The sequence below is a fragment of the Micromonospora sp. NPDC048986 genome, from assembly GCF_040649335.1.
GTDB lineage: Bacteria > Actinomycetota > Actinomycetes > Mycobacteriales > Micromonosporaceae > Micromonospora > Micromonospora alfalfae.
In genome coordinates, this window is sequence record NZ_JBEZFJ010000001.1 from 361,245 (window position 1) to 383,956 (window position 22,712).

Annotated in this window: 23 protein-coding genes; 12 read left to right on the forward strand and 11 right to left on the reverse strand. The window is 71.5% G+C overall.

Annotated features, from left to right (window positions below; all coding sequences use genetic code 11):
- Positions 1–4 precede the first annotated feature (4 nt).
- Positions 5–490 carry a carboxymuconolactone decarboxylase family protein gene (locus tag AB0B94_RS01645; protein WP_357267210.1) on the forward strand — a complete coding sequence of 162 codons (486 nt, stop codon included), beginning with the start codon at positions 5–7 and terminating at the stop codon, positions 488–490.
- A 117-nt stretch (positions 491–607) separates the two neighbouring features.
- Here AB0B94_RS01645 and AB0B94_RS01650 read toward each other — a convergent pair whose 3' ends face one another.
- Complete coding sequence (locus AB0B94_RS01650; protein ID WP_357267213.1) at positions 608–1,570, reverse strand: zinc metalloprotease; 963 nt, start codon at positions 1,568–1,570, stop codon at positions 608–610.
- A 160-nt stretch (positions 1,571–1,730) separates the two neighbouring features.
- On the reverse strand, positions 1,731–2,483 hold the full coding sequence (locus AB0B94_RS01655; protein ID WP_357267216.1) for a TIGR03089 family protein: 753 nt from the start codon (positions 2,481–2,483) through the stop codon (positions 1,731–1,733).
- A gap of 144 nt (positions 2,484–2,627) precedes the next feature.
- Between AB0B94_RS01655 and AB0B94_RS01660 the strand changes: the two genes are divergently transcribed.
- Positions 2,628–3,698: a hypothetical protein gene (locus tag AB0B94_RS01660; RefSeq protein WP_357267219.1), complete on the forward strand. Its 1,071-nt coding sequence runs from the start codon at positions 2,628–2,630 to the stop codon at positions 3,696–3,698.
- 26 nt (positions 3,699–3,724) lie between these two features.
- Here AB0B94_RS01660 and ligD (AB0B94_RS01665) read toward each other — a convergent pair whose 3' ends face one another.
- Both ligD (AB0B94_RS01665) and ligD (AB0B94_RS01670) read right to left on the reverse strand, forming a co-directional pair.
- Complete coding sequence (ligD, locus tag AB0B94_RS01665) at positions 3,725–4,639, reverse strand: non-homologous end-joining DNA ligase (protein ID WP_357267222.1); 915 nt, start codon at positions 4,637–4,639, stop codon at positions 3,725–3,727.
- On the reverse strand, positions 4,629–5,570 hold the full coding sequence (ligD, locus tag AB0B94_RS01670) for a non-homologous end-joining DNA ligase (protein ID WP_238668857.1): 942 nt from the start codon (positions 5,568–5,570) through the stop codon (positions 4,629–4,631). The genes ligD (AB0B94_RS01665) and ligD (AB0B94_RS01670) overlap by 11 nt, the downstream gene beginning before the upstream one ends.
- A gap of 85 nt (positions 5,571–5,655) precedes the next feature.
- Between ligD (AB0B94_RS01670) and AB0B94_RS01675 the strand changes: the two genes are divergently transcribed.
- The 6 genes from AB0B94_RS01675 (at position 5,656) to AB0B94_RS01700 (ending at position 10,953) form a co-directional block, all read left to right on the forward strand.
- Positions 5,656–6,681 carry a Ku protein gene (locus AB0B94_RS01675; RefSeq protein WP_357267226.1) on the forward strand — a complete coding sequence of 342 codons (1,026 nt, stop codon included), beginning with the start codon at positions 5,656–5,658 and terminating at the stop codon, positions 6,679–6,681.
- Between the two features lie 73 nt (positions 6,682–6,754).
- A complete protein-coding gene (locus AB0B94_RS01680) occupies positions 6,755–7,393 on the forward strand; it encodes a DUF4241 domain-containing protein (RefSeq protein ID WP_357267229.1) in 639 nt (212 codons plus the stop codon).
- Positions 7,394–7,539: 146 nt separating this feature from the next.
- Positions 7,540–8,211 carry an FKBP-type peptidyl-prolyl cis-trans isomerase gene (locus AB0B94_RS01685; protein WP_357267232.1) on the forward strand — a complete coding sequence of 224 codons (672 nt, stop codon included), beginning with the start codon at positions 7,540–7,542 and terminating at the stop codon, positions 8,209–8,211.
- Positions 8,212–8,400: 189 nt separating this feature from the next.
- Entirely contained in the window at positions 8,401–9,228 is an 828-nt protein-coding gene (locus AB0B94_RS01690) for a hypothetical protein (protein ID WP_357268379.1), read from the forward strand.
- A 32-nt stretch (positions 9,229–9,260) separates the two neighbouring features.
- Positions 9,261–9,914 carry an HAD family phosphatase gene (locus AB0B94_RS01695; protein WP_357267235.1) on the forward strand — a complete coding sequence of 218 codons (654 nt, stop codon included), beginning with the start codon at positions 9,261–9,263 and terminating at the stop codon, positions 9,912–9,914.
- A gap of 28 nt (positions 9,915–9,942) precedes the next feature.
- A complete protein-coding gene (locus tag AB0B94_RS01700) occupies positions 9,943–10,953 on the forward strand; it encodes an NADPH:quinone reductase (RefSeq protein WP_357267238.1) in 1,011 nt (336 codons plus the stop codon).
- 185 nt (positions 10,954–11,138) lie between these two features.
- Here the strand turns inward: AB0B94_RS01700 and AB0B94_RS01705 are convergent, their stop codons facing one another.
- Positions 11,139–12,773, reverse strand: a complete 1,635-nt coding sequence (locus tag AB0B94_RS01705) for a fatty acid--CoA ligase (RefSeq protein ID WP_357268381.1) — start codon at positions 12,771–12,773, stop codon at positions 11,139–11,141.
- A 71-nt stretch (positions 12,774–12,844) separates the two neighbouring features.
- Here AB0B94_RS01705 and AB0B94_RS01710 point away from each other — a divergent pair, with 71 nt between their 5' ends.
- A complete protein-coding gene (locus tag AB0B94_RS01710) occupies positions 12,845–13,336 on the forward strand; it encodes an NUDIX domain-containing protein (protein ID WP_357267241.1) in 492 nt (163 codons plus the stop codon).
- A 15-nt stretch (positions 13,337–13,351) separates the two neighbouring features.
- Here AB0B94_RS01710 and AB0B94_RS01715 read toward each other — a convergent pair whose 3' ends face one another.
- Positions 13,352–14,386: an aldo/keto reductase gene (locus tag AB0B94_RS01715; RefSeq protein WP_357267244.1), complete on the reverse strand. Its 1,035-nt coding sequence runs from the start codon at positions 14,384–14,386 to the stop codon at positions 13,352–13,354.
- Positions 14,387–14,511: 125 nt separating this feature from the next.
- Here AB0B94_RS01715 and AB0B94_RS01720 point away from each other — a divergent pair, with 125 nt between their 5' ends.
- Positions 14,512–15,144 (forward strand): TetR/AcrR family transcriptional regulator, encoded by a 633-nt coding sequence (locus tag AB0B94_RS01720; protein ID WP_357267247.1) that lies wholly within the window; start codon positions 14,512–14,514, stop codon positions 15,142–15,144.
- A 64-nt stretch (positions 15,145–15,208) separates the two neighbouring features.
- Here AB0B94_RS01720 and AB0B94_RS01725 read toward each other — a convergent pair whose 3' ends face one another.
- Positions 15,209–16,885: an MDR family MFS transporter gene (locus AB0B94_RS01725; protein ID WP_357267250.1), complete on the reverse strand. Its 1,677-nt coding sequence runs from the start codon at positions 16,883–16,885 to the stop codon at positions 15,209–15,211.
- Between the two features lie 162 nt (positions 16,886–17,047).
- Positions 17,048–17,590, reverse strand: coding sequence for a type 1 glutamine amidotransferase domain-containing protein (locus AB0B94_RS01730; RefSeq protein ID WP_357267253.1), 543 nt, complete (start codon positions 17,588–17,590; stop codon positions 17,048–17,050).
- A gap of 201 nt (positions 17,591–17,791) precedes the next feature.
- Between AB0B94_RS01730 and rfaE2 the strand changes: the two genes are divergently transcribed.
- Together rfaE2 and AB0B94_RS01740 are read left to right on the forward strand one after the other, a co-directional pair.
- A complete protein-coding gene (gene rfaE2, locus AB0B94_RS01735; protein ID WP_357267256.1) occupies positions 17,792–19,627 on the forward strand; it encodes a D-glycero-beta-D-manno-heptose 1-phosphate adenylyltransferase in 1,836 nt (611 codons plus the stop codon).
- Complete coding sequence (locus AB0B94_RS01740) at positions 19,624–20,502, forward strand: glycosyltransferase (RefSeq protein WP_238668838.1); 879 nt, start codon at positions 19,624–19,626, stop codon at positions 20,500–20,502. The genes rfaE2 and AB0B94_RS01740 overlap by 4 nt, the downstream gene beginning before the upstream one ends.
- A gap of 1 nt (position 20,503) precedes the next feature.
- On the opposite strand, the gene AB0B94_RS01745 is transcribed toward AB0B94_RS01740, so the two are convergent.
- From AB0B94_RS01745 to AB0B94_RS01755, 3 genes are read right to left on the reverse strand one after another with little or no spacing between them, the layout of a single operon-like run.
- A complete protein-coding gene (locus AB0B94_RS01745; RefSeq protein ID WP_357267261.1) occupies positions 20,504–21,610 on the reverse strand; it encodes a glycosyltransferase family 9 protein in 1,107 nt (368 codons plus the stop codon).
- An 8-nt stretch (positions 21,611–21,618) separates the two neighbouring features.
- A complete protein-coding gene (locus AB0B94_RS01750) occupies positions 21,619–22,170 on the reverse strand; it encodes an Hsp20/alpha crystallin family protein (RefSeq protein ID WP_238668835.1) in 552 nt (183 codons plus the stop codon).
- Positions 22,170–22,673, reverse strand: coding sequence for a DUF2231 domain-containing protein (locus AB0B94_RS01755; protein ID WP_196920715.1), 504 nt, complete (start codon positions 22,671–22,673; stop codon positions 22,170–22,172). Before AB0B94_RS01755 ends, AB0B94_RS01750 begins: the two co-directional genes overlap by 1 nt.
- Between the last annotated feature and the right edge of the window lie 39 nt (positions 22,674–22,712).

The window sequence follows — 22,712 nt, forward strand, 5'->3', positions numbered from 1 at the left end:
AACCATGGGCGCCCGATTCAACATGCTCGACAACGAGACCGCCGTGAATTTCTTCAAGCGGTTCGCCAACGCCGGCCAGGTGATCCAGCGCTCGTCGCTGCAGCGGTCCACGCAGGAACTGGTGTCGCTGCGGGCAAGCCAGATCAACGGCTGCGGCTGGTGCATCGACATGCACACCAAGGACGCCGTGGCGGCCGGTGAGAGCGCGGTCCGGCTCAACCTGGTGGCCGCCTGGCGCGAGTCAACCGTCTTCACCGAGGCTGAGCAGGCGGCGCTGGCACTCGCCGAGGAGGGCACCCGGCTCGCCGACGCCTCCCAGGGCGTGTCCGACGAGACCTGGGCTCAGGCGCGCAAGCACTACGACGACGACCAGATCGCTGCGCTGGTAGCCCTCGTCGCCCTGATCAACGCGGCCAACCGGCTCGCCGTGATCGTGCACCAGCGGGGCGGTTCGTACCAGCCGGGCATGTTCGCCGCCGCGTTCGACTGAACGGGAGGCGCGCCCGGTCCGGGATCAGCCGACCCTGGACCGGGCACGCCGACCATCAGCGGAGGCCGCCGACCGCGACCTGGAGGACCGCGTCCGCGAAGGCTTCCGGCGCTGTGCCTACTTGCCGCCGCCGGCCCGGAACGCCACCCAGGCGTCGCTCATCCGGTCCGCCTGACCGGCGGTGAACATGTCCATGCAGGAGTCCTGCGTGTAGTCCATGAAGTTGTGGATCGGGTCGAGCCCCGGTGCGGTGCAGGTGTCCGCGCCGACCGGGCAGTCGAACTGCGGTGCCGCCTCACGCGGGGTGTCCGCGACGAAGTCGCCGGACGCGGAGCAGCCGTGCGCGAAGGTGTGCTCCAGCATCAGCCAGTGCCCGACCTCGTGCGTCAGCGTGTCACCCAGGGCGTACTTGCCGGCCGTACCACCAGGCATCGACTCGTCGAGCATGACGACGCCGTCGATGTAGTCGCGGCCGTTGTTGTAGCCCTTCGGGAAGTACGCCCAGCCGAGCAGGCCGCCGCCGATGTTGGCCGCGTACACGTTCAGCGTGCGGGAGTCACCGGTGTAGAGCGCCTTCTTCATGTCGCGCTCGTTCTTGCCCGGCTCGACCGTGTACCAGGCGCTGTTCACCGTCCACGTGGTGTCGACGAGCGAGAACCGGAACGGGGTGTCGGAGGCGTCCGCCGCCGTACGGCCCGCGTACGAGTCGTTGAGCACCTTCATCTGTGCCGCGATCAGGGTGTTCCACCTGGTCGTCTCGGCTGCGGTGAGCGGATGGTCGGAGATCATGTGGAAGACCGTCGGCACCGTGACGCTGGCGTTCGGCAGCCGCGGCGCGTCTTTGATCACGCCGTAGGCCTTGGCTTCGTTCGTGGCGTACAGCGCTGGCTCCTGGGCGGCGGCGCCCTCGGCCACCCGGGCCGCGCTGTGCGCGTCGGTGCCCGGCTCACACGCGGTGACGGACGGGGAGGCGGTCGCTGGCGCGGCCGTGGCGAGTGCCCCGGAGGCACCGCCGGACGCCAGGATCGTCGCGGCGGTGGCGGTGAGGACCGCCAGTCGGAAGGTCGGTCTTCTGCGCATCGGTGCACCTTTCGATGAGGGAGACGGTGCGGTGTCGATGACGTCGCTGTTCGGGTATGAGAACACGCCGACGGCATCGACAAAAGACCCTCTGAGCAGGGCAGATGGCGATGTAACGGAACCGGATCGGCCAGCGCTGTTTGGGCCGCTCCGGCGGGGTTCAGAGGACGCGGGTCACCTGTTCGGCGACGACTACCGCGTCCCGCCGCGCCGGGTCGAGGTTGGCGCTGATCACCACTGACGCGCCGGCCGAGAGTGGCGCGAGCAACCACTTCAGCGGCTGCTCGGTCTCGGCGGCGTCGACCAGCAGGCGGTCGCCGGCGCGCAGGTCCAGCATCGTGGCGAACTCCTGGGCGAGCGCACCCCACTGACCGTAGGTGGTGCCGTCAGCGGTGGCCGGGTCCGACGGGTGGATGGCAGTGTGGTCGGGCGTGCCGTCGCCGTGCCGGAGCACCTCGGCGGACCAGTCCAACCAGCCCAACGGCACGTCGTCCAGCCGTCCCGGCCCGGTGCCGACGAGATAGCGGTGCGGCGCGTCCGGCACGTCCTCCAGCCAGTCGTCCTGCCGCTCCGGCGTCACGAAGACCGCGTCGAACGGCCGGTCGCCGCCCGGTTCGAGCACCGCCAGGCCCGCCGTTGCGCGCGGTCGGAACGACACCGCCAGGCCCGAGGCCCAGGCGCCCAACAACACAGCGGCGGTACGCCAGTGCGGCGGCAGCAGGACCGCTACGCGGCTGCCGGGGCCGAGCCGGCAGCCGTCCCGCAGCAGGCTCGCGCTGCGTGCCGCCCACTGGCCGACCTGCTGTGCCGTCAGGTCGACACGCTCGCCGGTCGCCTCGTCGCGGTAGCTGAGCAGCGGACGCTCGGCCTCGACGGGCCGGGCCGCCAGGTTGGCCGTGACGGTTGGCTGCATCTCCACGCTCCCCGGGTCGACGTCGGCATCACAGTACTCAACGACTTTGGTCGCACCGGTCGTCGGCCGATGGCCGTATCGGGTGACCGGGTGGCTCGCGCAGTGTGCGGGGAACGATCCCCGAGACGCCGCCGAGGAGCGCCGATGCCGACCGGACCCGACCCCGTCACCGCCGACCATCCCGCCGCCGACAACCCCGCCGACGCTGGCCGCCTGCCGTTGCGCCGGCGGCTCCTGCCGGTGATCGCGTTGCTGCTGCTCGCGCCGTGGGCGGCCGAGTGCTCGTGGGGTGGCTTCGCCATCGACGACTTCCTCCCGGTGCTGATCTTCCTGGGCCCGATGTACGGCGGCGCGGCGCTCCTGATCCGGGAGACCGCCCGCCGCCTCGGCGCGGGTTGGCCGACGATAGTGCTGCTCGCCGCCGCGTTCGGCGTACTCCAGGCCGGGCTGGTCGACCAGTCGTTGTTCAACGGCGACTTCCTCGACGACACCCAGTACGCCGACACCCGGGCCGCCGCAGAGGCGACGCTGGTGCCGGGGCTCGACTTCAGCCTCCGGCAGGCGTTCGACTACGTGGGCAACCACATCGTGCTGACGATCTGCGCGCCGATAGTGCTCATCGAGTCGTTCCTCGGGCCGGAACGGCGGCTACGGCCGTGGCTGGGCCGGCCCGGTCTCGCCGTGGTGGGCGTGCTCTACCTGCTCGGCAGCCTGTTGATCTTCTCCGACAGCAGCGGCCGGAAGGGCTTCCTGGCCAGCCCGCTCCAACTGGCCTTCGCCGCCGTGGTGGTCCTCGCCCTGGTCGCTGTCGCAGTGCTGCCCCGCTGGCGTCACCCTCGCCCGCGCCGGGCCCGTCGGGCACCGCACCCACTCTGGGTCGGCCTACCCGTCGTCCTCGTCCGCCTCGGCTCCGACCTGACGCCCGGCTGGCCGGGGACGATCATCGCGCTTTCGCTCTCCGCCGTCGCCGGAGGGCTTGTCGCGTACTGGTCGTCCCAGAACGGCTGGGAGCAGCGGCACGTGCTTGTTGCCGGCACCGCGGGCCTGGTCATGGCCGCCGCGTTCGCGTACCTGGTGCCGCCATACTCCCCGGCGAGCCCGGCCGCGGCCCTGGCCGGCGACGTCGCGGTCACCGTCATCACTGTCGCAGTGATCGGCGGCGCCTGGTGGCGGCTGCGCCGTGCCTCGCCCGCTGATCCCGTCGGCGCAAGCTGACGCCCCCCGACAACACGGCGCGCCCGTCAGCGGGTGGGCAGTTCCGGGCCGCCGTCGAGCAGCGGGCCGAGCAGGTCGTCGTACTCCTCGACCCGGGCCAGGACCTCGGCGGCGGTGAACTGGCGGACGGCCGGCTTCCGGCCGCGCGCGCCGGCCTCGACCTCGTCCCAGGTCAACGGCGTCGACACCGACGGCACCGACTGGGCCCGCAGCGAGTACGGCGCCACAGTGGTCTTCGCCGCGTTGTTCTGGCTCCAGTCGATGAAGACCTTGCCCGGTCGGAGGTTCTTCGCCATCTTCGACACGATCAGCTTCGGGTGGGCCTTCTCCAACTCCTGGGCGATCCGCCGGGCGTAGTCCGAGACGCTGTCGGACGACTGGGTGCCGGCGATCGGGCAGCAGAGCTGCATGCCCTTCTTGCCGGAGGTCTTCGGGTACGACTCGATGCCGTCGTCGGCGAGGCGGTCGCGCATCAGGACCGCCACCGGGCAACACTCGGCGAGCCCGGCCGGCGGGCCCGGGTCCAGGTCGACCACCATCATGTCCGGGTGCGCACCCACCTTCCACTGCGGTGTGTGCAGCTCCAACGCCGCCAGGTTGGCCAGCCAGACCAGGGTGGGCAGGTCGTCGGCGACCACGTAGTCGATGGTCTCCCGGCCCTTCGTCGACCCGGGCGCCGGCAGGTTCTCCACCCGCACCCAGTCCGGGGTCGCGGCCGGCGTGTTCTTCTCGAAGAACGACTTGTCGTCCACCCCGTTGGGGAAGCGGATCCGGGTGACCGGCCGGTCCCGCAGGTGCGGCAGCAGCACCGGGGAGATCCGGGTGTAGTAGTCGATCACCTCACCCTTGGTGAACCCGGCCGCCGGGTAGAGCACCTTGTCCAGGTTGGACAACTCCAGCGCACGACCTTCGACGTCCACCCGTAGCCGCTCAGCCGGCATCGTCGACCTCCTCCGGAGGCTTGTCCGGGCGCAACCGCAGCACCCGGGGGAAGCGCAGCCGGCCGTCGGGGGTGCGCTGGCCGTACTTCACCTCCACCACCACCTGGGGTGTTACCCAGATGGCGCCCCGCGCATCCTCGCGCGGCATCCCCGGCGCGAACGGTGACACGCCGGAGCGCAGCGGCTCCAGCTCGGCGAGGAGCTGCCGCTCGATGGCCGCGCCGATCCCGCCGCCGACCCGACCCCGGTAGATCAGTCGACCGTCCGGGCCGGGCACCCCTACCAGCAGCCCGCCGATCCGGCGCGCGCCCGGTCGCCAACCGCCGATGACGAAGTCGCCGGTCACCTCCAGCTTGACCTTCACCCAGTCCGGTGAGCGCACCCCCGGGCGGTAGACGGCCCCGACCCGCTTGGCCATCACCCCCTCCAGGCCGTGCTCACCGGCCGCCTCGTAGGTCGCCGGCCCGTCGGCGAACATCGGCGGCACCGCCCACCGGAGGCCACCGAGCGCGAGCGCGTCCAGCGCCTCCCGGCGGCGCTCGTACGGCCAGCCGGTCAGGTCGTCACCGTTCAACCGGAGCAGGTCGAAGATCATGTACGTCACCGGCATGACCGCTGCCAGCCGGGCGGCCTTGGCCCGGTCCCGGACGTGCATCCGCTCGGCCAGCGCTGTGAACGACGGTTGCCCGCCCTGGCCGAGCAGCACCACCTCACCGTCGAGCAGCGCGTCGTCGACCTGCTCGGGCAGGGTGGCCAACTCCGGGTACGCGGCGGTGATCTCCACGCCGGAACGGGCATAAAGGTGCTGACCGCCACCTGAGATGTCGGCCAGGGCGCGGACGCCGTCCCACTTGAACTCGTACGCCCAGCCGTCACCCGCCGGGAGCGGCCCGGTCATCGCGAGCATCGGCTTGAGCGGCGCGCCGGGCACGACCCGACTGTAGTAGCAGCCCGAACACCTCGCGTCCGGTTCTTTCGGATGCGAGCATGGTCGATACCGGGGAAGGGAGCGCAGGATGCGTGCCATCTGGAAGGGAGCCGTGTCGTTCGGGCTCGTCTCGATCGGGGTGAGGCTCTACTCCGCGACCGAGGAGAAGGACATTCGGTTCCACCAGGTGCACCGCGAGGACGGCGGCCGGATCCGCTACAAGCGCACCTGCTCGGTCTGCGGCGAAGAGGTCACCTACGACGACATCGCCAAGGGCTACGACATCGGCGGCGGCGAAATGGTGATCCTCACCGACGAGGACTTCGCCGACCTGCCGCTGACCAGTTCCCGTGCCATCGACGTGCTGGAGTTCGTGCCGGCCGAACAGGTCGACCCGATCCTCTACAACAAGGCGTACTTCCTTGAGCCGGAGGGCGCGGCGACCAAGCCGTACGTGCTGCTGCGTGACGCGCTGACCGACTCGGAGCGGGTGGCCATCGTCAAGGTGGCGCTGCGCCAGCGGGAGCAGTTGGCCACGCTGCGGGTCCGCGAGGGTGTGCTGCTGCTCAACACCATGCTCTGGCCGGACGAGATCCGTACCCCGGACTTCGGTTTCCTCGACGAGGACCTCAAGGTGCGCCCGCCGGAGCTGGCCATGGCCAGCTCACTGATCGACTCGATGACCGGCGAGTTCGAGCCGGACGTCTTCACCGACGACTACCGGGCCGCGTTGCAGGAGGTCATCGACGCCAAGGTGGAGGGTCGGGAGGTCGTCCAGCCGGAGGAGGTCGAGGAGGCCCCGGCCGCGGCGGTGGACCTGATGGCGGCGTTGAAGGCCTCGGTGGAGCGTGCCAAGGCGGCCCGCGGCGAGCAGCCCGCCCGCGGCGGTGGCGGCGGCGAGCCGACGCCCATCTCGTCGGCGCGGTCCGCGCAGAAGGCAGCCGAGAAGAAGGCGGCCAAGGCGCCCGCGAAGAAGACAGCGGCGAAGAAGACCGCCGAGAAGAAGGCGGCCGAGCCGGCGAAGAAGACCGCCGCCAAGAAGACCCCCGCGAAGAAGGCGGAGCCGGCGAAGAAGACCGCCGCGCGCAAGACAGCACCCCGCAAGAGCGCCTGACCGTACGGCAGCGGCGGCGGTGTCCGCCTCGCCGGGTACGCTCCGCCGGCCGCTGGCGACCGGAGGAGCCCCCATGCCGTACACCCCTGATCTGGACCGGTTACTGACGCCCGGCGCCCGCTACACCGACCAGCACGGCGGATACCTGATCGAGGTTCACCCGGCGGGCGACGTCGTGCTGCCCACCGGCCAGGTGGTCGGGTGTGACCCGCTGGTCTGCCCGGAGGGCGAGCCGTTCACTGTCACGGTCCCGCCGGGCCGGTACGCCGCCCGCGCCTGGGTGGCAGTGGTGCTCCGGGAGGACGCCGAGGTGGACCGGCGGGTGGCCGCGTTTCAGCTGGTCGTCTCCGACGAGCCGACCATACGTTGGGAACCGGCGGTCGCGGGCGACCAGGACGTCGCCACGCTCGGTGCGGACGACTACTTCGGGTACGGGGTGGACGCTGGCACCGGCACCCTCGCCGACCCGACAGCGCTCAGTGTGCTGGAAGGCTGGGACTACGACCGGGTCGAGCAGGTTTTCATCCCCGACAAGCTCCCCTCGTCCCCGGTCCCGGGCCTGATCACCGCTGTCCTGGACGAGGCCAGCGGCGCCAACGTCGTCACCGTGACCACCGGTTGGGGCGACGGCTGCTACGGCACCTGGATCGGCCGTACCGTCGACGGACGGATCACGTCGTTCGTGACCGACTTCATGGTCGTCCCGGAATAACCGCCCAAGAACGCCCCGGAACTGTCGCGCTGGGCGATCCGAGGCGTCGGCGGCGGGCACGGTAGGCCGCGGTGCGGGTACCGTGTGCGTCGGCTTTCCCCCCGGCACCGGGTGCCGGCCACACTTCGCAGCAGGGAGTCGACGACGTGAGCGAGCGGACGCAGCAGACGGGCCCGGACCAGAGCCCGGCAACCAAGTCGGGGCGCCGCCTGGCCGCCCAGTTGGCGGAGAAGAAGGCCGCCGACGCGAGGCGCAAGCGCAACGCGTGGGCCAGCGGCCTCGCCGCCGTCGCCGTGGTCGGGGTGCTGATCGGCGTCTTCGTGACGATCGGCGGGGGTGACGACAAGCCGAAGACCCAGGCTGACTCGTCCCCGTCCGCCTCCGCCCCGGCCCCGGACGAGGCCGGCGCGCCGCCTGCGCCGCAGCTGCCCGCCGACGCCGATCCGGCGCTGAAGACCAAGCCGACGGTGACGCCGGGCACTGGCGACCTCAAGAAGCTCACGGTCACCCCGCTGATCAAGGGCAAGGGTCCGGCCGTGCAGAAGGGTCAGAACATCACCACCAACTACGTTGGGGTGTTCTACAAGGACGGCAAGGAGTTCGACTCCTCCTGGAAGGGCGGGCAGCCGGCCACCTTCCCGATCGGCGTCGGCCAGGTCATCCCCGGCTGGGACCAGGGTCTGGTCGGAGTGACCGTGGGCAGCCGGGTGCAGCTCGACATCCCGGGCGAGCTGGCGTACGGCAACGACGAGGCCGCCGCCGGTGGACGTCCCACCGGTCCGCTGCGCTTCGTGGTGGACGTGATCGCCGCCCAGTGACCTGTCCGGGTCGTCCCGGTTGTCGCCGGGACGCGATGGAGTTGTTCACATGGGGCTTCCGGCCCGTCACCCAGCGGCAGTAGGTTCGGCGTCACCCCGGGCGGTTCGCCGCCCGGGGTGAGCATCCGGAACCGGGACGCGGAGGTGCATGTGACGGCGCTGGACGAGCCTGGGCGAACCGCCCGGTCGATGTGGGCGTACTTCGAGCCGGTGCACACCGTCACCTACCTGCACCCCCGGGCTCGGGCCGCGTACGAGGCGGTCGGGCTACGCGGCTACTGGCGCGGTTACTTCGCCGGCCGGGCCGCGCCGCTGGGGGCCACCGAGGCGGCCCCGGTGGTCGCCGCCTTCTTCAACTTCGCGCCGCCGATGGTGGCCCGCGCGCTGCCGGCGGTGTGGCGGTTGGCCACCCCGCCGGAGGCGCTGCGCGCCCGTCTGACCGGTGCCGTGCAGGCGCTCGCCGAGCTGACCTACGAGCTACCCGAGTCGCACCTGGTGGAGGCCGCCGACCTGCTGGAGCGGGCCGCGGCAGCGGCGCAGACCGCCGGCCGGGTGCTCGGCGCGGCCAACGCCGCCCTCCCGGCCGGCGAATACCCGCTGGCGCGGCTCTGGCAGGCCGCCACCACGCTGCGCGAGCACCGGGGGGACGGGCACGTGGCGGCGCTGGTGGCCGCCGGCCTGGACCCGGTGGAGACGCTGACCGGGCGGGTCGCGCTGGACGGTTCGCCGCCGCAGTACCTGCTGGGCCGGGGCTGGTCCGAGGAGCAGTGGCACGCCGCCCGCGGGCGGCTCACCGAACGGGGCTGGCTGACCGGTGGCGGCGCGGCCACCGACCACGCCCGAGCCGAGTTCCAGGCCATCGAGGACGCCACCGACCGGGCCGCCGCCCACCCGTGGCAGGCGCTCGGCGCCCACGACACCGATCGGCTCCGGGAGCTGCTGGAGCCGATCGCCCGGTCCGGTCACACCCTGCTCCCCGAGGGCAGCCCGCTCGGTCTGCCCGCGTTGCCCGGCTGACCGGGGCCCCGCCGGTCGGGCAGGATGGGCCCGTGACTGATGCGGTGGTCTTCGACCTGGACGGCGTGATCGTGGATTCCGAACCGGTGTGGGAGGAGGTCCGCCGGGCGTACGTGGCGGCGCACGGCGGGACGTGGCAGCCGGACACGCAACGCCGACTCATGGGGATGAGCACCGGCGAGTGGGCGCACTACCTCAGCGGGGAGCTGGGCGTCGACCGCACCGCCGAGCAGGTCGCCGCCGAGGTGGTCGAGGAGATGACCCGACGCTACCGGGACCACGTACCCCTCATCGACGGCGCCGACCAGGTCGTCCGCCGGCTGGCCGCGCGGTGGCCGCTCGGGTTGGCCAGTTCGTCGCCGACCCGGCTGATCGAGGCGGCGCTGGCGGCGACCGGCCTGACCGACGCGTTCGGCGCCACCCTCTCCACCGAGCAGACCGAGCGGGGCAAGCCGGCACCCGACGTGTACCTGAGCGTGGCGCAGCGCCTCGGCGTCGCCCCGGACCGGTGCGTGGCGGTGGAGGACTCGTCCAACGGGGTGCGTTCCGCCGCGGCGGCGGGGATGCGGGTGGTGGCGGTGCCGCACGGTTCGTACCCGCTCGACCCGGACGCCGCCGGGCTGGCGGCGGTGACGTTGAACGCGATCGGTGAGCTGAGCACGGAGTTGGTGGACGAGCTGGGTTGACAGGGGCCGAGCCGGGTAGAGACCACTGATGAAGGCCATCGTGTACGAGCGCAACGGCGACAGTTCGGTGCTGCAACTGGTCGACCGTCCGGTGCCGGAGCCGGGCGCGGGCGAAGTCCTGGTGCGGATGGCGGTCTCCGGGGTCAACCCGACCGACTGGAAGTCCCGCCGCAACGCCCCGCCGAACGGATGGCAGATCCCCGGGCAGGACGGCGCGGGGTTGGTCGAGGCGGTCGGCGAGGGGGTCGATCCCGACCTGATCGGTGAGCGGGTGTGGGTCTGGGAGGCCGCCTGGCAGCGACAGTGGGGCACGACTGCTGAGTACACGCTGGTGCCGGTTCGGCAGGCGGTACGTCTCGGCGCCGCTGCGTTCGAGCTGGGCGCGGCCCTGGGCATTCCGTTCCTCACCGCGCACCGCTGTCTGACCGCTGGCGAGTTCATGCCGGACACGCTGCGGGCCGGGGCGCTGGCGGATCACACGGTGCTGGTGCAGGGCGGTGCTGGCGCTGTCGGCAACGCCGCGATCCAGCTCGCCCGCTGGGCCGACGCTACTGTGATCGCCACTGTGAGCAGCGCGGAGAAGGCTCAGCTCGCGGCCTCGGCCGGCGCCTCCTTCGTGATCAACTATCGGGAGCAGGACGTGGTCGAGGAGGTCCACAAGATCGCCCCCGACGGGGTCCACACGATCGTGGAGGTTTCCCCCGCCCGCAACGCCGCTGTCGACGTACGGGTGCTGCGCCACGGCGGCGCGGTCTGCATGTACGCCGACAACGGCGGGGACGAGGTGACCATCCCGATCCGGGCGATGATGGCGCCGAACGCCCGCTGGCAGTTCGTTCTGGTCTACACGGAGCCGAAGGCGGCCAAGGCGCTGGGCGTGAAGGACGTGGCGGCGGCGGCCAGCCAGGGTGGCATCCGGGTCGGCGCGGACGCTGGTCTGCCGCTGCACTACTACCCGTTGGCGGAGGCGGCCGCGGCGCACCAGGCGGTGGAGGACTCGGCGGTGGGCAAGGTGCTCATCAGCACCAGCGACGCCTGATCGGGTCGCCGGCAACCCGATTTCCCCGTCAGCAGGACAGAAGCGAACAATTTTCGCAACAATGACGGTGCGGGGTCACCCCGCGTGGAGCGGGCGGCCCCGGCGCGGTGCGAACGCCGGGGCCGCCCCTGGGGAGGGTTTCAGGAGTACTCCCGCCCCAACAGGCGACAGTGCCGGGGAAAACGTTACGGGGCTGTCAGCTCCCGGACACTCAGCTCACCCTCGGCGTACCGCGAACGGACGACCTTCTTGTCGAACTTGCCGACGCTCGTCTTCGGCACCGTGTCGATGAACGCCCAACGCTCGGGCAACTGCCAGCGCGCCACCGACCCGGCCAGGAAGTCCCGTAACTCCTCGGCGGTCACCGAAGCGCCCTCCCGGAGCACCACGGTGGCCAGCGGACGTTCGTCCCATCGCTCGTCCGGCACCCCCACCACGCACGCCTCCAGCACCGCCGGGTGGGCCATCAGCGCGTTCTCCAACTCCACCGACGAGATCCACTCACCACCGGACTTGATCACGTCCTTGGCGCGGTCGGTCAGGTTGATGTACCCGTCCGGCGAGAGGGTGCCCACGTCGCCGGTGCGCAGCCAGCCGTCGCGGAACTTCTCCTCGTCCGGGGCCTCGTCACCGACGTACCGGGCGGTCACCCACGGCCCTCGGACCTCCAGCTCGCCCACTGCCGTGCCGTCGGCGGGCATCGGCTCGCCCGACGGGCCGACGATCCGCGCCTGCACGCCCGCCGGCACCCTCCCCTGGGTGTAGCGGTACCGCCACGCCTGCTCACCGGTCGCACCGGCGGGTGGACGTGAGACCGACCCCAGCGGGGACATCTCGGTCATCCCCCAGGCGTGGATGACGTCGATTCCGTGCCGCTCGTCGAACGCGTGCATCAGCGCCGGCGGGCACGCCGAACCGCCGACGATCACCTCACCGAGCGAGGAGGTGTCCACGTCGTGGGTGTCCAGGTAGGCCAGCAGGTCGGTCCAGATGGTCGGCACCGCGCCGGCCAGGGTGGGCCGCTCGGCGGCGATCATCTCGGCGATCGGCGCGGCCTGGAGGAACCGGTCCGGCATGATCAGCGACGCGCCGGATAGGAAGGCCGCGTAGGGCAGGCCCCAGGACATGGCATGGAACATCGGCACGATGGCCAACTCGCGGTCGGTCGGGCCGAGACCGAAACCCTCCGGCATGCAGACCTGCAACGAGTGCAGATAGATCGACCGGTGCGAGTAGGCCACACCCTTCGGGTTGCCGGTGGTGCCCGAGGTGTAGCAGAGCGCGGCGGCGTCGCGCTCGTCCACCTCGGGCCAGTCGTACGTGTCGGGCCGGTCGGCGAGCAACGCGTCCCAGTGGTGCACGGTGATCCGGTCGCCGGCCGCCGCCACCAGCGGCGCGGGGTCACCGCCGCCGACCACCACGACGTGCCGCACAGTGGTCAGCTCACCGATCACCCGGGCCAGCAGCGGGATGAGCGTGCTGTCGACGAGGACCACCCGGTCCTCGGCGTGGTTGGCGATGTAGACGACCTGGTCGGGAAAGAGCCGGATGTTCAGCGTGTGCAGCACCGCGCCCATGCTCGGCACCGCGAAGTAGGCGACCAGGTGCTCGTTGTTGTTCCACATGAAGGTCGCGACCCGCTCGTCGCCGGTCACCCCGCACTCGCCGCGCAGCCCGTGTGCCAGCCGGGCGGCGGCCCGGCCCACCTCGGCGTACGTCATCCGGCGGGATTCGGCACCCGTCCAGGTGACCACCTCGGCCGTGCCGTGCACCAGTGCACCGTGGTCGAGGATCCGGGAGATCTGCAGAGGGGCGTCCATCATCGTGCTACGCATGGGTAACAAGCTAGTGTCGGCGGTCACACGTTGGGAACCCCCGTAAGTTGTCGCAGGTGAGCATCTCCTGGGCCGACTCATACGTGGGGCAGTTGCGCGCGATCGCCGGGGACCGGACGCTGATGTTCGTCGGCGCCCGTGCCGTGGTAAACGACGACGCCGGACGCATTCTGCTGATCAAACGCTCGGACAACGGCCAGTGGGCCATGCCGGCCGGCGCGATGGAGCTGGGCGAGTCGATCGCCGACTGCGCGGTACGCGAGGTCCGGGAGGAGACCGGGCTGCGCGCGCTGCGGGTCTGCGCGTTCGCCCTCTACACCGGGCCGGACCGGACGAGCACCAACATGTACGGCCACACGTACCAGGTGTTCACGACGGCGTTCAAGGTGGAGGAGTGGGACGGGCAGTTGGCCCGGGTCACCGACGAGACCACCGACGCCGGCTTCTTCGCCCGCGACCGGTTTCCCGCCCCACTCTCCACCTCGGTCATCGAGACCCTTGCCGACCTGGACGTCTTCGAGCAGACCAACAGGCTCATCCTCAAGTAGGTCGGCCGGGCCGCGTTACTGCGGGTGGCGCATCCCGGCGAAGAACCCTTCCTGGATCCAGTTCGGGTACGCGACGGGCAGCTTGGTGGCCTCGTCCAGCTCGGTGAGGTCCTGCTCGGTCAGCGTGAGGTCCGAGGCGGCGATGTTGTCGACCAACTGCTCGTGCTTGCGGGCGCCGACGATCACGCTGGTCACCGCCGGTCGGGACAGCAGCCAGGCGACCGCCACCCGGGCCGGGCTCACCTCGTGCCGCTCGGCGACACCCTTGAGCACGTCGACCACTCCGAAGGCGTGCTCCGGGTCGAACGGCGTGAAGCTGGCGTACCCGGGCTGGGCGCTGCGCGCGCCGCTGTCGGCGACGGCACCGTCCCGGCCGACCTTGCCGGAGAGGAAACCACCGGCGAGCGGGCTCCAGACGGTCAGCCCGACACCCTCGTTGAGCGCCATCGGCACCACGTCGCGCTCCACGTCCCGGCCCAGCAGCGAGTAGTACTCCTGCACCGAGACGAACCCGGCCAACTTCTCCCGGGCGGAGATACCCAGCGCCTTGGAGATCTGCCAGGCGGCGAAGTTGGCGGCGCCGATGTAGCGGACCTTGCCCTGCCGGACCGCGTCGTCGAGCGCGCGCAGCATCTCCTCCATGGGAGTGATCTGGTCGAAGTTGTGGATCTGGTACAGGTCGATGTGATCGGTGCCCAGTCGGCGCAGGCTGTCCTCCAGGTTCTGCATGATGTGCAGCCGGGAGGTGCCGACGTCGTTCGGGCCGGGGCCCGTCCGGGAGTGCACCTTCGTCGCCAGTACGACGTCGCGACGCCGCTTGCCGAGCGCCTTGCCGAGCAGTTCCTCGCTCTCGCCGTCGCCGTAGCCGTCCGCGGTGTCGACGAAGTTGACGCCCGCGTCCAGCGCGGTGTCCACCAGCCGCTGCACCTCGGGCAGGGCCAACCCACCCAGGGTGCCCCAGAGCGGGTGCCCGCTACCGCCGAAGGTCATCGCGCCGAGCGAGATCTCCGAGACGTACACCCCGGTGGTGCCCAGCAGTCGGTACTTCACGTGTGTCGCTCCTCGTGGTGGATCGGAGGCCGAGGTCAGGCACTCCGTGGTCACTATGTCGGACACTCTGTCCGGCAACGAGCGTACGTCGCCCAGCCGACCCCCAGCCACCTAGGATTCCGGCTATGCCCTCGATCACCCGCCGCCGCCCGCGCAACCCCGACGGACGCGCGGCAGTCGAAGCGCGGGTGCTGGCGGCCACCGAACGGCTCCTGAAGGAGGGGATCCGCTTCACCGACCTCGGCGTGCAGCGGATCGCCGCCGAGGCCGGCGTGGCCCGGTCGACCTTCTACACCCACTTCCGGGACAAGACCGAGCTGCTCATGCGTCTCGCCGGCACCATGCGGGAGAGTTCGTTCGATCGCACCGGCGACTGGGACCCGGGCGGCCCCGGCGACCCGCTCGCGCGGCTGACCGAGGTCTTCGCCGACGTGATCCGGATATACCGGACGTACGCCCCGGTGCTCGCAGCGGTCAGCGAGGTCGCCGCGTACGACGAGGCGGTCCGGGAGTACTGGGCGGCCGGGCTGGAGCAGTTCGTGGCCCGCACCGTGGACGCGCTCCGCATCGAGCAGCAGGCCGGGCGCACCCCCGCCGACCTGGACGTGACAGCGGCCAGCCGGCTGATAGTGGTCGGCGGCGACCGCTTCCTGGCCGACCACGTCAGCACGACCTCGGCCGACCCCGAGACCGACGCGGCAGCCGCCCGGGAGTTGGCCGCGACCTGGTGGTACGGCGCCTACCGCCGCCCCGCCTGACCACCTACGGCCCGGCCGACACCGACCGCCCCGAAGCGGTCCGGGGCGGTCGGTGTCGAGACGCTCAGATCATCGTCTGGGATTTGGCCTCCATGTCGGCGGCGGCCTCCTCCTTCGACTCGCGGGTCAACGGCTTGCCGCCCGGAGCCGGGGCCTCCCCGCCGAGCGGGTCGGCGCCACCTGTGGCCCCCTGTGGGCCGGCGCCCCGCAGCTGCGTGTTGGGCAGCGTCAGGGTGACCACCACCGCCACGATGGCGATCAGGCCGGCGGTCAGGAAGACCATGTCCAGCGCGTCGACGAAGGCGCCCTGGATGGCCGCACGCACCGGCCCCGGCAGGGCCAGGATGGTCGCCGGATCATTGATCGAGATGTTGGCGCCGCCACTCGCCGCGACAGCGGCCTGCTCCTGCGGCGGGAGCTGCGCGATCGCGCCCGGCAACCGGTCGGCGAGCCCGCCGGTCAGCCGGGACGAGAGCACCGTGCCGAGGATCGCCACCCCGAACGAACCGCCCAGCGACCGGAAGAAGGTCGCCGAGGAGGTGCCGGCACCCAGGTCGCGTACCGAGACCGCGTTCTGTACCGCCAGGATCAGCGACTGCATACACAGGCCCAGCCCGACGCCGATCACCACCATGTACCCGAACGCCACCCAGAGCGAGGTGGCCACCTCCAACTGGGTGAAGAGGAACATGCCGACCAGGAGGGTCACCGAACCGGCCACCGGGAACCACTTGTAGCGGCCGATCCGGGTCATCGCGCGGCCGGTCAGGATCGAGGTGATGATGATGCCAGCCATCATCGGCAGCATCAGCAGACCGCTTCGGGTCGGTGAGGCCCCCTTCACGATCTGCAGGTACAGCGGGATGAAGATGATCGAACCGAACATCACCAGACCGATGATGAGCAGTGCCGAGTTGGCCAGCGCGAAGGTGGCGCTCCGGAACAGCCGCAGCGGCAGGATCGGCTCGGCCACCCGGGCCTCCTGGAGGACGAAGAGCACCCCCAGCACCGCGCCGACCACGAACAGCGTGATGATCACGCCGGAGCCCCAGGCGTACTCGTTACCGCCCCAGCTCAACGCGAGCAGCAGGGAACTCACCCCGGCGACCAGCAGGCCGGCGCCGAGCCAGTCGATCGAGTGGTCCCGACGCTCGAACGGGATCAACCGCATCACGTGGTAGCAGACGACGATGGCCAGGATCGCCAGCGGCACGTTGATGTAGAAGATCCACCGCCAGTCGGTCTCCGCGAAGTAACCGCCCACCAGCGGCCCGGCGACCGACGAGATCCCGAAGACCGCGCCGAACAGGCCCTGGTACCGACCACGTTCCCGCGGTGACACCACGTCCGAGATGATGGTGAACGCGAGCGTCAACAGACCACCGGCGCCGAGACCCTGGATACCACGGGTGACGATCAGCTGGGTCATGTTCTGCGACAGCCCGGCCAGCAACGACCCGAGCAGGAACGTGCCGATCGAGAAGAGGAAGACCGGCCGACGCCCGTACAGGTCGGCCATCTTGCCGTAGAGCGGCGTCGACGCGGTCGAGGCGAGCAGGTACGCGGTGACCACCCAGGAGTAGTGGTTGATCCCGCCCAGCTCGCCCACGATGGTTGGCAGCGCCGTGCCAACGATGGTCTGGTCGAGCGCGGCCAGCAGCATGCCGGTCATCAGGCCCAACATGAGCAGCCGGATCTGCTGACGGTTCAGCACCGGCGCATCCGAGGCTTCGGTGGTCATGTGCCCTTCTATCCCGCCACCCGCAGAACATGCGCCGAACCACCAAAAAACCAACCCGGTGCCGCACCCGCTCCACCCGGGTTGATCATGAAGTTGTTGCCACGACACGCCGCGCCGAGGGGTAATGACTTCATGATCAACCCGGGTGGAGCGGGGGTGGGGTTAGGGGGTGGTGAAGGTTTTGGTGATCGCTGCGCAGAAGGCGGGGAGGTCGTCGGGTTTGCGGCTGCTGGTCAGGTTGCCGTCGGTGACGCACTCCTCGTCCACCCAGGTGGCTCCGGCGTTGGTCAGATCGGTACGCAGGGTGGGCCAGGAGGTGATCCGCCGGCCCCGCACCACGTCCGCCTCGATCAGCGTCCATGGGCCGTGACAGATCACCCCGACGGGCTTGCCCGCGTCGAAGAACGCCTTCACGAACCGCACCGCGTCCGGGTCGCCCCGCAGGAAGTCCGGGTTCGCCACCCCTCCGGGCAGCACCAACGCGTCGTAACCGGCGACGTCGGCCTTGTCGACTGTCACGTCCACGTCGTACGTCCTGGAGTGGTCCAGGTGGTTGAAGGACTGGATGGAACCGGGCTTCAGCGAGACCAGCTCGGCCGTGGCGCCAGCGTTCTCGACCGCCTCACGTGGTTGGACGTACTCGACCTCCTCGACGCCGTCGGCGGCCAGGAAGGCGATCCGCTTGCCCTGCAATGTCGCTGCCATCTCGGTACATCTCCTCTCCGGGGGTACCTCAATTCCCTTCCCGCGCTCGAACACCCGAAACAGGGCGGACAGGTTCGGACCGGTGCGGACCGGCGACGACGGGCGAGGACCGGTCAGGGGCCGCCGAAGACCACCTGAGCAGCGGCGGGGCCCGGTCGGCGCGCAGGTTTGTCCGCCAGGCCGCTGGGGACCCGGGGAGGCATGGCAGGAGCAGCAGCGGAGCAGCGCCGGTTCGCCACCGTCGTGGAGAGCTGGCTCGGACGCCCAGTACTGATCGTCGGTGACGCCATGTTGGACGAATGGCGGTTCGCCGACTCCGACCGGCTCTGCCGGGAGGCGCCCGCCCCGGTCCTCACCCTGCGCCGGCGGATCTCCGCCGCCGGTGGGGCCGCGAACACCGCAGTCAACGTCGCGGCCCTGGGCGGTCGGGCGGTGCTGGTGGCACCGGTCGGCGCCGACGTCGCCGGGGACGAACTGCACGACTGCCTGGACCGCGCGAGCGTCTGGGACCGCACCGTCAACCAGCCCGGGCGACCCACCCCGGTCAAGCGGCGAATGCTGGCCGGCAACCAGATCCTGCTGCGTGAGGACTCCGGCGACCCGGAGGACGCGCTGGACCACGAGGGGGTGACCCGGCTGCTCACCGCCCTGAGCTGCGCCACCGAGGAGTTGCGTGCCGCCGCCGGTGGGGAGGCGCCGACACTGGTGGTCTGCGACTACGGCCTGGGCGCGCTGCCCGCGCCGGTCCGCGCGTGGCTGGTCGAGAACCGCCAGCGGTACGCCACAGTCGCGCTGGACGCCCACGACCTGGCCGACTGGCGGGGCCTCGCGCCGACAGTGGTCACCCCCAGCTTCGCCGAGGCGACCCGGCTGTTGGCCCGCGCGGGCGGTACGACCCGACCGACCGGCGGGACCGAACTGCACCTGGAACACCCGGACGGCGACCCGGTCGACGGACCGTCCGAAATGACGGTCGGCGCGGCCCCGGGGGCGGTACGCGCCGACGACACCGCCGCCGAGCTGGCCCGGGTCGACCGCCCGGGACCGGTCGGCGAGCCGACCCCGGGCGAGGGACGTGTCGCCCTCACCGGTGACGGGCTCAGCGTCACCGGCACCGGCGTCACAGTGAACACCCGGGCCGGAGAGGGCGTCGACCGGGCGGTCCTGGCCCAGTCGCGGCTTGCCGAACTGCGTGCGCACACCGGTGCCGACGTGGTCGCGGTGACCCTGGACACCGAGGGCGCTGTGGTCGGCGGCGCCGACGGGGAGCCACGACGCAGCCACAGCACCCCGGTGCCGGCGAGCCACGCGGTGGGTGCCGGCGACGCGTACCTGGCGGCGATGACGTTGGCCCTGGCCGCCGACGCGCCCCTGCCCACCGCCGCCCAACTCGCCCAACTCGCTGCCACCATCACCGTCTCGGACACCGGCACCTGCGTGTGCCGACGCGACGACCTGCTCGCCGCGTTGGACCAGCCAACCGACACCACGAGCCACCCCGCGCTGGTCGGCGGCGACGAGTTGGACGCGATCGTCGCCGAGTACCGCGAGGCGGGACGGTCGGTGGTCTTCACCAACGGCTGCTTCGACGTGCTGCATCGCGGGCATGTGCGCTACCTGGAACAGGCCCGCGCGTTGGGCGACCTGCTCATCGTGGCGGTCAACTCGGACGGCAGCGTACGACGGCTGAAGGGCCCGGACCGGCCGGTCAACCCGGTCGAGGACCGGGGTGCCCTGCTCGCCGCGCTCGCCTGCGTGGACCACGTGGTGGTCTTCGAGGAGGACTCACCGGCCGCGCTGATCGAGGCGGTCCGACCGGACGTGTACGTCAAGGGCGGCGACTATCCGCCGGAGCTGGTGCCGGAGGCGCCGCTGGTGCGCCGGCTCGGCGGCCAGGTGCGCACCCTTGGGTACGTGCCGGACCGGTCCACCTCCGCGATCATCGAGCGGATCCGGTCGCACAGCCAGGACCCGTCGCCACACCTCGACGACCGGGAGCCCGACCCGTCGCTGCGCACCCGCACCCAGGCGTCGTGAACCGCCCCCTGGACCTCGGCACCCCGGAGGAGTTCCGCGCCGACCGGCTGGTGGACGTGCTGATTCCGACCCGGAACCGGCCCGCCGAGCTGGCCGTCACACTGGGCGGACTCGCCACCCAGGACGGGGTGCCCGGCTTCGGCGTGGTCGTCAGCGACCAGTCCGACGGGGATCCGGCGTACACGCATCCGGCGGCGGCCACCATGGTCCGGGCGCTACGCCACCGGGGCCACCCGGTGCTGCTGACCCGCCGGCTGCCCCGACGGGGGTTGGCCGAACACCGGGCGTACCTGCTCGCCGCCTCGGCCGCCCGGTACGTCCTCAGCCTCGACGACGACATCTGGCTGGAACCGGGGGCGCTGCACCGACTGGTCACCGCGATCGGTGAGCTGGGCTGCGGGTTCGTCGGCAACGGCGTGCACGGGCTCTCGTACACCGACGACGTACGGCCGGAATCGCACTGCCACTACGAGGAGTGGGTCGGCCCGCCCACACCGGAGCGGATCCGACCCGACACCCCGCAGTGGAACCGGGCCCGGATCCACTCGGCCGCGAACCTGCTGCACATCACCGAGCAGTTGGCGCTGCCGCCGGGCGCGTGGCGGGCGTACAAGGTCTCCTGGATCGGCGGGTGCGTGCTCTACGACCGGGCCAAGCTCGTCGACGCCGGCGGCTTCGACTTCTGGCGTCGGGTGCAGGAGAAGCACCAGGGGGAGGACGTGGCCGCGCAACTCGCCGTGTTGTCCCGCTACGGCGGCGCGGGCATCCTGCCCAGCGGCGCGTACCACCTGGAGTCCCCCACCACCGTCACCGACCGGGACGTGGAGGCGTGGGAGGTCGTCCTCGCCGACGAGGACACCCCGCAGCCGGCCTGACCTACGGGGTGAGCAACTCCCGGGCGGCTTCCAGCACCTCGATCACCGGTACGTCGGTCACGAACGAGTCCCGGTGCGGGCAGTCACCGTCGCCGGGCCGGTGCGGATAGATGCCCGGTGTGCAGTCGACACCGCAGACCGGGCAGTGCACCGTCCACGAGCTGATCGGCCGGTGCCGGCCCCGCAGCGGGCTGGCCCCGTTGATCAGGTTGCCGACCCAGAAGATGCCCACTGTGGGCACGCCCACAGCGGCGGCCAGGTGCAGCGGGCCGGTGTCGTTCGAGACGACCAACGCGCAGTCGGCGTAGCAGCCGACCAACCCACCCAGGCTGAGCGTGCCCACCTGTGGGCGCACCGGCACCTGCGCCGCAGCGACCACCCGGTCCACCACCTCCTGCTCGGAGGGTGTGCCGGTGACCAACACCTCGTAGCCGTCCTCGTGCAGCGCACGGGCCACCTCGGCGAAGCGCTCGGCGGGCCAGCGGCGGCGGGTGTCGGTGGCACCCGGATGCAACGCCACCCGGGGACGGCTGGCCGGGCCGAGCACCTGGGCGGCCTCGGCCCGGTCGGCGGCGGTCACCGCCAGCGTCGGCGTGATGGTGGTGGCCGGCGCTCCCGCCAGCGCCACCACCTCCAGGTAGCGGATCACCTCGTGCTGGTAGTAGACGTAGCGCAGCCACCGGTCCAGCGGCGGCGCGTCGTCGGCGCGCAGACCCACTGTCAACCGGGCGCCGAGCCGACTGATCAGCGGGTTGGAGTTGGCACCCCCGCCGTGGATCTGCACCGCCAGGTCGAATTCCGCACCGGCGGCAGCGGCCACGAAGTCGTCCATCGACGACTCCGGCTCGCCCGGCTCCGGCGTACGGATCCCGGCTGCCGGCGGCACCACCAGCACCCGGTCCACCGGGCCGGGCCGGTCGCGCCAGAGCTTCGCGTGCCACGGCGCGCCGAGCAGCACGATCTCCGCCGCGGGGTACGCGCCGCGCAGCGCGTCAAGCGCCGGCAGGGCGAAGATGAAATCACCGAGCGCGTTGGCGCGCAGCACGGCGATCCGCCGCACGTCGGGAAGGCGCTCGGCGGTCGGGCCGAGCACGGACGGGGTGACCACCCGGCCCGCTACGGCCGGTCGATCTCGCCGGCGGTGTCCGGGCGGTGCAGCTCCCGGTCCGCGGCGGGATCGGCTGGCATCGGCGTACCCGTGGAGAGGTCGCCGGAGCGCGGCCCGGTGCGGCCGACGGTGATGGTGCGCGGCGCGGGCCGGGTCGCCCGTGGCAGCCGGACCCGGAGCAGGCCGTGGTCCATCACCGCGTCGATGGTGTCCGGGTCGACCCGCGCCGGCAGGGTGACCCGGTATTCGAAACCGCGCGTCTCGAAGCCGCCGGGAATGCCCTGGTCGGCGTTGACCTCCGCCTCCGAGCGGGCCCGCACGCACAACTCGCGGTCGTCCAACTCGACGGCCACCTCCTCCGGCGCCACCCCGGGCAGCCGGACGACGACCTCCCAGCCGTCCGAGGTCTCGGTCAACTCGACGTCGGACCCCCCGCCGCGACCACCGACCAGGCGACTCAACTCGGAGCGCAGCGACTGCAACTCCCCCATCGGGTCCCAGCCCTGCTGCCGGCTGCCGCGCCACCCCCGGCCGAAGCCGCCGAACTGCTGCTCGCTCATCACACCTCTCCGATCCGCTGGGTGGCCGTCGGCGGCCGAAGTGAACTGGGGGCGTCCAGGCCGGCGTCGCTGTCCACGCCCACACCGAGCCGGTCGACCAACTCGCCACCAAGCCAGGCGCTGATGCCGAGAATCGCCAGCGCCACCACCTCGATGGCGACCAGTGCCCCGCCGGCGGCCCGGGAATCCGCGTTGAGCCGCACCGCCCACACTGCGGCGAAGAGCAGGATCACCGCGACGTTGGCGCCCGCGTGCAGCAGACCCACCCGCTTGGCGCGGGTGCCGGTCGGGATCGCCAGCAGGTCGAACGAGCCGGCCGCCGCGGCGAGCAGGCCGCCGATCAGGCCGACTGTGATGTTCCAGTACGCGACCTCGCCGAGGAAGTCGGGACCGCCGACGGTGTCCACCACGTCGAACAGCACCGCGGTGGCCAGCAACGCGACCGGGAACATCACCAGCATCGGATGGACCGGGTGACCCAGCACCTTGAGTCGGCTCTCCATCTTCCGGCCTCCACTGGTCGGCTGCGCTGCGGAACGGTC